The sequence below is a fragment of the Anaeromyxobacter terrae genome, assembly GCF_022690685.1.
In the GTDB taxonomy this organism is placed as follows: domain Bacteria; phylum Myxococcota; class Myxococcia; order Myxococcales; family Anaeromyxobacteraceae; genus Anaeromyxobacter; species Anaeromyxobacter terrae.
In genome coordinates this window covers 1-7,742 of the sequence record NZ_JALCYY010000111.1, presented here as the reverse complement: position 1 = coordinate 7,742, position 7,742 = coordinate 1, and the positions used below count along the sequence as shown (strand labels likewise).

7 protein-coding genes are annotated in these 7,742 nt (G+C 76.0%); 5 read left to right on the top strand and 2 right to left on the bottom strand.

The features are described from left to right. Positions 1 to 202 precede the first annotated feature (202 nt). The 4 genes from MNY62_RS24915 (at position 203) to MNY62_RS24900 (ending at position 4,421) form a co-directional block, all read left to right on the top strand. Positions 203 to 778 (top strand): HPF/RaiA family ribosome-associated protein, encoded by a 576-nt coding sequence (locus MNY62_RS24915; RefSeq protein ID WP_242347034.1) that lies wholly within the window; start codon positions 203 to 205, stop codon positions 776 to 778. A gap of 182 nt (positions 779 to 960) precedes the next feature. Beyond that, positions 961 to 1,563, top strand: a complete 603-nt coding sequence (locus tag MNY62_RS24910; protein WP_242347033.1) for a YqgE/AlgH family protein — start codon at positions 961 to 963, stop codon at positions 1,561 to 1,563. Between the two features lie 288 nt (positions 1,564 to 1,851). Further along, positions 1,852 to 2,928 (top strand): recombinase RecA, encoded by a 1,077-nt coding sequence (gene recA / locus MNY62_RS24905; RefSeq protein ID WP_242347032.1) that lies wholly within the window; start codon positions 1,852 to 1,854, stop codon positions 2,926 to 2,928. 110 nt (positions 2,929 to 3,038) lie between these two features. Next, positions 3,039 to 4,421 (top strand): LETM1 domain-containing protein, encoded by a 1,383-nt coding sequence (locus tag MNY62_RS24900; RefSeq protein ID WP_242347031.1) that lies wholly within the window; start codon positions 3,039 to 3,041, stop codon positions 4,419 to 4,421. 96 nt (positions 4,422 to 4,517) lie between these two features. On the opposite strand, the gene MNY62_RS24895 is transcribed toward MNY62_RS24900, so the two are convergent. Continuing rightward, the gene (locus MNY62_RS24895) at positions 4,518 to 6,059 is read right to left on the bottom strand and encodes a HEAT repeat domain-containing protein (protein ID WP_242347030.1); all 1,542 of its coding nucleotides are present in this window, start codon (positions 6,057 to 6,059) and stop codon (positions 4,518 to 4,520) included. 15 nt (positions 6,060 to 6,074) lie between these two features. Beyond that, positions 6,075 to 6,722, bottom strand: coding sequence for a hypothetical protein (locus tag MNY62_RS24890; protein ID WP_242347029.1), 648 nt, complete (start codon positions 6,720 to 6,722; stop codon positions 6,075 to 6,077). Between the two features lie 92 nt (positions 6,723 to 6,814). Here MNY62_RS24890 and MNY62_RS24885 point away from each other — a divergent pair. Beyond that, positions 6,815 to 7,742 (top strand): DUF4147 domain-containing protein (locus tag MNY62_RS24885; protein ID WP_242347028.1); only part of this gene is annotated, 928 nt, incomplete at its 3' end.

The window sequence follows — 7,742 nt, the reverse complement described above, 5'->3', positions numbered from 1 at the left end:
GGCCCGCCCGGTGGGCGGGGTCGCCAGCGAGCGCGCGCGGCACGGACGGGGAGCGCGGGGCACCGCGGTTCGCGCGGAGGCCTCCGTCGGGAGTGCCCCGCCTCGCAGCGGCGCCCGCGCAGGGGCCCGGCGTAGCATGAGGGTGCGGCGCCGGGGCCGCCGGCCTCGGCGCGGCAGGCGCGAGGCAGGCGGAGGTGACGCAATGCAGAAGCCCATCGAGATTGGCTGGCGGAACGTGACGCCCTCCCAGGCGGTGGCGACGCTCATCCAGGCGGAGGCCGCGCGACTCGAGCGCGCCTCGGACCGGATCGTCGGGTGCACGGTGATGCTGGAGGCGCCGAGCCGGCATCACCGGCACAGCGGCGGCCAGTACCGGGTGCGTCTGGAGGTGTCGATCCCGCGGGGCCGGATCGTGGTGGGGCGCAACCCCACGGCCACGGAGACGCACGAGGACCTCTACGCCGTGGTGAAGCAGGCCTTCCGCGAGGCGCGGCGGCAGCTCGAGGACCGCGTGCGGCGTCTCGACGGCCGCGTGAAGGCCCACACGCTGGCGTCGCAGGGGGTGGTGGCGCGCCTGTTCCCGAACGAGCGCTACGGGTTCCTGCGCACGCCGGACGGACGCGACGTCTACTTCCACGCGAACGCGGTGGTGCGCGGACAGTTCGAGCGGCTCGAGGTGGGGCGCGGCGTCCGGTTCGTGGAGGAGAGCGGCGACGAAGGCCCGCAGGCGAGCACGGTGGACCCGCTCCCGGTGCGGCGCCTCGCGCCAGCGCGCTGATCACTCCCGGGGGCCGCGCGACGCTGGAGGCGAACGGGCGCCTCGACCGAAGCGGGCCCGGGCGCCGAGAGGGCGAGGAAGCTGGCTCGCCCTCCCCTTCCGCGGTTGCGAGTTGCGCGGCACGTCCGGCCGCGAGAGAAGATCTGGAGCGGCGCGCCCCGTCGGGCGGCCGCGGAGAAACCATGCAGACCCCTGCACCCTCCGGCCTCGCCCCCGGCTTCCTCGTCGCCGCGCCCGCGCTGACCGACCCGAACTTCGCGGGCTCGCTCGTGCTCATGGCCGAGCACCACGGTGAGGGCGCGCTCGGGTTCGTGGTGAATCGCGCCGGTCCGGTGACGGTCGCGGAGGTGCTCGCGAGCGTCGACGAGGACCTCCGCCGCGCGGCGGAGGCGAACGGCCGCGCGGGCGCGCCGGTGCTCGTGGGCGGGCCGGTCCAGCCGGAGCGGCTCTGGATCCTCTTCCGCCCCGGGAACGTCGCCGCCGACGCGGAGGGCGCGGTGGCGGTCGGCGACGCGCTCTCGCTGGGCGGCTCGCGCGAGCTGCTCGAGGCGCTCGTGCGCGCGCCGGGCGCGGGCGATCCGTTCCTGCTCCTCCTCGGCTACGCCGGCTGGGCGCCGATGCAGGTCGAGCGGGAGGTCGCGGCCGGCGCATGGGTGCCGCTCGAGCTCGACGGCAGCACGCTCGTGTTCGACGTGCCGCTCGAGAAGCGCTGGGACACCGCGGTGCGCCGGCTCGGGCTGGAGCCGGGCGGGTTTCTCGTCGGCGGCGGAGGCGCTAGCGCGTGACCCTGACCACCGCTCGCCCCCAGGCGCAGGAGCCCGGAGCCGAGGCGGGCACCCGCAGCGACGCGCGCCGAGGCGTACTGCTTCCGTACGCCGCAGGCGCAAGGAGCGAGGACGCCCGCCGCAGGCCCGGGATCGTGCGCCTGGCGCCTGCTTGACGACCGACCTTCCGTTCAGTATCCATCTGTTCAGGTCCGACGAAAGCGCCTGTCAGAGCGCGCTGCTAGACAGACCTCCACCGCGCAAGTCGCCGGGAGCGCTGAAGGCGCCCCCCGCAAGGAGACGAAAGAGATGCCCGTCGCACCGGAGAAGGAGAAGGCGATCGAGCTGGCCGTCGCGTCCATCGAGAAGGCCTTCGGGAAGGGCTCGATCATGCGCCTCGGCAACGAGGAGGCGCTCGTGAAGGACGTCCAGGCGGTCTCGACGGGCTCGGTCTCGCTCGACATCGCCCTCGGCGTCGGCGGGTTCCCGCGCGGCCGCATCATCGAGATCTACGGCCCGGAGTCCTCCGGCAAGACGACCCTCGCCCTCCACGCCGTCGCGGAGGCGCAGAAGAAGGGCGGCATCGCCGCGTTCGTCGACGCCGAGCACGCCCTCGACGTGGGCTACGCTCGGAAGCTGGGCGTCCGCACCGACGACCTCCTCATCTCCCAGCCCGATACCGGCGAGCAGGCCCTCGAGATCGCCGAGACGCTCGTCCGCTCCGGCGCCGTCGACGTGCTCGTGGTCGACTCGGTCGCCGCGCTCGTGCCGAAGGCCGAGCTCGAGGGCGAGATGGGCGACGCGCACATGGGCGTGCAGGCGCGCCTCATGAGCCAGGCGCTTCGCAAGCTCACCGGCACGATCTCCAAGTCCTCCACCATCGTCATCTTCATCAACCAGATCCGCATGAAGATCGGGGTGATGTTCGGGAACCCGGAGACGACCACCGGCGGCAACGCGCTCAAGTTCTACGCGACGCAGCGGCTCGACATCCGCCGCATCGGCGCGATCAAGGACGGCGATCAGGTCATCGGCAACCGCACCCGCGTGAAGGTGGTGAAGAACAAGGTCGCCCCGCCGTTCAAGGAGGTCGAGTTCGACATCATGTACGGCCAGGGGATCAGCCGCGAGGGCGACCTGCTCGACCTCGCCTCGAACGAGAACATCGTCGAGAAGAGCGGCACCTGGTTCAGCTTCGGCGGCGAGCGGATCGGCCAGGGCCGCGAGCAGGCGAAGGCGTTCCTCCGCGAGCACCCCGAGGTGCTGCAGCAGGTGGAGGGGAAGACCTTCGAGAAGTTCGGGATCCACCGCGGCCCGGTGGCCGTCCCCGCGCCGCCCCCCGAGGAGCCCGAGGAGAAGAAGGGCCGGGCCAAGTCCGGCCGCTGATCTTCCGGCCTTTTTCCACCGCCGAGGGCTTCCGCCCCTCCCGACTTTCCGTCCGGGCAGGCGAGCGCGGCCCGAGCGAAGCGCGCTACACTCGCCGGCCCGGACGTCACGTGCCGAGACGGCTCACCGACAAGCGGTGGCTCGGGGAGCTCCTCGATGAGGAGCTCCTCCGCCACGATCCCGACCAGGCCCGCGCCCGGCTCCCCGCCGACGTGCGCGGCGCCGGCGCGTCGCCCGTGGATCTCGCGCCCGCAGCGAGCCTGCTCGTCACGCGCTCGCTCAGGCGCCGGGTCGCGGTGGTCCGACCCGGGGTGGCCGCCGGCAACCGGGCGGCGCCCGCGTCCGCCGCAGCGGACGCGTTCATCGACGAGGTCCGCGCGCACATCGGGCTCGCGCTCGATCTCGCCCTCCTGCGCGGCGATCCCTTCGTCCGCGCCCGCCGGCGCGCCGAGATCGCCGCCGCCCTCGCCGCTGCGGTCGGCGAGCACGCCGTGGCGATCGCCGCCGAGCCAGAGCAGCCGGGCGGCGCGAGCGACCGCGCCGTCGAGCGGGCCACGCGCGCCGCGGCGGAGGCGCTCCACGCGCGCTTCTACCCGCCGGGCGATCCGGCGCATGCGCTGCCGCTGCACGCCGGAACGATCGCCGTGCTGCGCCGGCGGCTCGCGCGCGTCGTCTGCGGGTACCACCGCGACGGACGCCTCGTCGCCGACGCCCTGGCGCGTCACGGGGCGTACGCCGCCCGCGAGTCGGCCCTCCTCACCGAGGCGCTCGCCGGCCTCCTCGGGGCGGCCGGCCTCGACGGCGCGCCCGCCCGGGCCGTGCGCCAGCGGCAGGTCGCGCGGCTCGGTCTCGACCGCGCCGGGGTGCGCGCGACGCGGCACGCGATCGCGGCGCCGCGTGCGCCGGCGACCCTCGCTGAGGCGACGCCCGAGCGCGTGCGCGGGTTCCTGCTCGAGCAGCTCCGCCTCGCGCAGCTCGGGCTGAAGCTCGTGCAGGAGGCGCCGGCGGCGTGGATCGAGGCGTTCGCGCGCGCGTCCCGGCTCGACGCGCAGGCGATCGCGGCCGCGGAGATCGAGGCCGCGGCGCAGCACGCCGATCACGCGGAGTGGCTCGAGGCGCTCGGCGACGGCGCCGGCTCGGGCTGGCAGGGGTTCGCGGCCGATCTGGACGCCGCCACGGACGAGGTGGTGGAGCGCGTCTCGACCGCCGTCACGGACAACCTCGACGCCCTCGTCACCGAGATCCGCGAGACGGGAGAGCTCGGTCAGCTCCTCGCGAAGGCGGCGGCGGGGCACGCGCTCACGAAGGACGAGAAGCGCAAGGTGAAGGCACAGCTCGTCGATCTCGCGAAGGCCGTCCCCGCGCTCGCGATCTTCGCCGCCCCGGGGGGCATGCTGCTCCTCCCGCTCGTCGCGAAGCTCCTGCCGTTCAGCCTCTTGCCGAGCTCGTGGGAGCGGCCGGGCCCGTCGAAGCGGAAACGGACCGCGGGGTGAGGGACGACCGCGGCGGGTGATGATCGGCTCCCGGAAACGAACCGGGCGCGATCGCCGAGGCGACCGCGCCCGTGAGTGAAAGGCGGAGCGGGCTCGCTACCGCGCCGCGCGCCGGAGTCGCGTCGCGAGGCGCAGCGCGTCCTCGTTGACCCCGGCGGTGAGCGTACGGCCGCGATCGTGCGCGATCATCCCGTCGATCTTCGCGGCGAGGTCCGCCCCCGCCGCTCCGAGCGGCTCGCGGGACGCGATCCAGGAGAGGCCCAGCACCGCGTGGTAGCGGGCGGCGAGGTCGGCGTCCTGCTCGACCGGCCGCACGAGCGCGTCGGCGAGCGCCCCGGCGTGCTTCGCGCCGCCCGCGCGCCCCACCTCGAGCGCCGCGCGATCCCGGACCGCCGCGCTCGGATCCGCGAGCTTGCCCGCCCAGCAGCCCGCGTCGGCGCCGCAGGCGGCGGCGGCGTCGAGCCGCGCGAGCATGCCCTTGAACGCGGCCTCGCGGCCGGCGTCGCAGCCACCGGCGCAGGCGCGCTGCGACGCGGCCTGCACCACCGCGCGCTCGGGCGCGCCGCCGATGCGGGAGAGCGCGGCGAGCGCGCCGTCGCGGAACCGCGCGTCCTGCGCGGACGCTGCGGCGCGGAGCGCCGGGACCGCGCCCGCGTCGCCGATGCGAGAGAGCGCGTCGCAGTAGCGGTCGCGCACGTCGGGGTCGCGCTCGCGCCCGACCAGGTCGGCGAGCGGGCGGACCGCCTCGCGGGCGCGCATGCGCCCGAGCGACTCGGCGGCGAAGACGCGGACGTAGAGCGCGAGGCCGGGGTCCGCGTCCTGGTAGGAGAGCTTGTTCACGAGCGCCGGGACCGCCTCCGCGCCGGCGACGTCGCCGAGGAGCTGCGCGGACTTCGCATAGAGCGCGCCCTGCACGACGCCGCGCTCGCGCGCCCAGCCGGAGAGCTCGGCGTCGCGCCCCTCGAGCACCGCGATGAGCGGGGCGGCCATCGGCGCGCCGATCTGGTACGCGGCGAACGCCGCCTCGGGGAAGAACGACACCCCGGGGCGCTCGTCGAACAGCATGCGGAGGACGGCCTTGCCGGCGCGCGGATCGGCGATCGAGCCGAGCGCGAGCAGGGCCTTCTTGGCGGTGAACGGCTCGACGCGATCGCCGGTCGCGATGGCGACGAGGGTGTCGACCGCGGCCGGATCGCCGATGCGGCCGAGGGCGTCGACCGCCGCGACCTGGGTGTATCCGTCGGGAGAGCCGGTGAGCTGCTTCAGCGCCGGGACCGCCTCGCGGGCGCGCAGCGCCCCGAGCGCCTCGGCGATCCGCCGGTTCGCGTCGATGGCGTCCCGGTCCCTGGGCGCGGGATCGAGCGCGGCGAGGAGCGGCCCCGCGGCGCGGGGGTCGCCGATCTCGCCGAGCGCCACCGCCGCCTCCGCGCGAGCGCGCGGGGCCTGCGAGAGGACCTCGACGAGGTGGGGCACGGCGGCGGCACGGTCACCCGGCGCCTTGCGCGCATGGCCGATCGCATCGAGCTTCTCGTCGAGCCGGCTCCGGCTCGCGGCGCGCTTCGCCCAGCCCTCCGGGTCGCTGGGGTTCCCGCACGCGGCGAGGAGGAGGCAGGCGAGGACGGCGGAGAGGGATCGCATGTGGGAACCTCTGGGCTAGGGCGCGGCGCGCCGCTGCGGCGCGGGGACGGCGAGCGGCGTGGGCTCGGGATCGTCGAGGGCGAGGGCGGAGCGACGCTCGCGCGCGGCGGCGGCGAGCGCCTCGATGGCGGGTGCGAGCTCGGGAGAGCGCGCGGAGGCGGCGCGCATGCGCTCGAGGGCGTCCTCGAGGACCGCCGCGTGGCGCGCCTCGCGGACCTTCATCCGCTCGACGGCCTCGATGAAGGTGCGGAAGAAGGTCTTGAGCTCGTCGCTCCTGCGGAGCGTGCGCATGCGCGGGAACCGGCCCTCGGAGAGGACGCGCAGGTAGTGGCTCATGACGAAGACCGGTCCCGCGACGCGATGGGTGACGACGACGCCGAGGAGCCCCAGCGCGCCCGCGAGGAGCAGCGCGATCGCGGCGAACGCCCCGAGGAGCACGCGGTCGCTGCGCGCCACGAGCGCGCGGGTCTCGGGATCGGCGGCCAGGAGCGCGGTCACCTGCGCGTGGACCTGGTGCAGCCACAGCCCGAACACGGCCGCGACGACCAGCCCGGCCCCCGCCATGAGGAGCGCGTACTTGAGCTGGAACCCCCGGTCGACGAGGACCTGCCGCCTTTGACGGGCGGCGTCCGGCGCGTCGGCTGCGGCGGATGCCTCGGCCATGCGATGCTCCCTCCGGCCCCGCGACGCCGGGCCCACGCGATTCTATCGTTTGCCCCTCGCACCGCAACGACGCCGACGCACGGGAGGTGACGATGCAGGTCCAAGGCACACTCGCGTCCACGTGTGAGGACATCTACCGCGGCGCGCTCGCGCGGCTCGGCGCGGCGCGTCGCGTCACGGAGGCGCTGGCGGAAGAGCCGCTCTCCCCCGGTCCGGTGCGCGTGCTCGCGCTCGGCAAGGCCGCGGCGCCGATGATCGAGGCCGCGCTCGCCACGCTGGGTGAGCGCGCGCGCGACCCGCTCTGCGTCCACCCGGAGGGCTCGCGCGCCCCCGCGGGCGTGCGCGCGATCGCGGCGGGCCACCCCCGCCCGACGCGCCGCTCGCTCGAGGCGGGCGAGGCCATCGTCTCCTGGGCCGACGCGAACGGTGGGGCGGCCGCGCTCGTGCTCCTGTCGGGAGGCGGCAGCGCCCTCGCCGTCGCCCCCGCCGAAGGGCTCTCCCTCGAGGAGAAGGCGGACGCGCTCGCCGCGGTGATGGGCGCAGGCGCGACGATCCAGGAGCTGAACGCCGTCCGCAAGCACCTGTCGGCGCTGAAGGGCGGCCGCCTCGGCGCGCGGCTCGCGCCGGCGCCCGTGCGCGTGCTCGTCCTCTCCGACGTGCCTGGGGACGACCTGTCCACGATCGCGTCCGGACCGCTCGTCCCCGATCCCACCACCTGGGCCGACGTCGAGGCGGTCCTCGCCCGCACCGGTACGGGCGCCGCGCTCCCCGCCGCGGTCCGCGCGTTCGTCGCCCGGGAGGCGGCGGCGGGCCGCGAGACGCCGAAGCCCGGCGACCCGCGCTTCGAGACGATCGCGCACCGCCTCCTCGCCGGCCCGACGGATCTGGCCCGCGCCGCCGCCGAGCTCGCGCGCCCGCGGGGGCTCGCCGCGGAGGCGGACCCGGCGCCGCTCGTGGGCGACGTCGCAGACGTCGCGGCGCGGCTCGGCGCGTGGGCGCGGGCGAACGCCGGCCGCGGGC